Annotated in this window: 1 rRNA gene; it reads left to right on the top strand. The window is 57.6% G+C overall.

Features of this window, described 5'->3' with window-relative positions:
• A 16S ribosomal RNA gene (locus CKO41_RS18290) occupies positions 1-905 on the top strand; the annotation flags it as partial.

Genomic DNA, 905 nt, shown 5'->3' with positions numbered 1-905 from the left:
AAGAAGCACCGGCTAACTACGTGCCAGCAGCCGCGGTAATACGTAGGGTGCAAGCGTTGTCCGGAATTATTGGGCGTAAAGAGCTCGTAGGCGGTTTGTCGCGTCTGCTGTGAAAACCTGGGGCTTAACTCCGGGCCTGCAGTGGGTACGGGCAGACTAGAGTGCGGTAGGGGAGACTGGAATTCCTGGTGTAGCGGTGAAATGCGCAGATATCAGGAGGAACACCGGTGGCGAAGGCGGGTCTCTGGGCCGTAACTGACGCTGAGGAGCGAAAGCGTGGGGAGCGAACAGGATTAGATACCCTGGTAGTCCACGCCGTAAACGTTGGGCGCTAGGTGTGGGGCTCTTTCCACGAGTTCCGTGCCGCAGCAAACGCATTAAGCGCCCCGCCTGGGGAGTACGGCCGCAAGGCTAAAACTCAAAGGAATTGACGGGGGCCCGCACAAGCGGCGGAGCATGCGGATTAATTCGATGCAACGCGAAGAACCTTACCAAGGCTTGACATGGGCAGTAATCCGGCAGAGATGTCGGGTCCGTAAGGGCTGTTCACAGGTGGTGCATGGTTGTCGTCAGCTCGTGTCGTGAGATGTTGGGTTAAGTCCCGCAACGAGCGCAACCCTCGTTCCATGTTGCCAGCACGTAATGGTGGGGACTCATGGGAGACTGCCGGGGTCAACTCGGAGGAAGGTGGGGATGACGTCAAATCATCATGCCCCTTATGTCTTGGGCTTCACGCATGCTACAATGGCCAGTACAAAGGGCTGCGAGACCGTAAGGTGGAGCGAATCCCAAAAAGCTGGTCTCAGTTCGGATCGGGGTCTGCAACTCGACCCCGTGAAGTCGGAGTCGCTAGTAATCGCAGATCAGCAACGCTGCGGTGAATACGTTCCCGGGCCTTGTACACA

This window comes from Thiococcus pfennigii, assembly GCF_016583835.1.
GTDB lineage: Bacteria > Pseudomonadota > Gammaproteobacteria > Chromatiales > Chromatiaceae > Thiococcus > Thiococcus pfennigii.
Note: the sequence above shows the minus strand (reverse complement) of the source record. Positions and strands in the feature narration are given on the sequence as shown.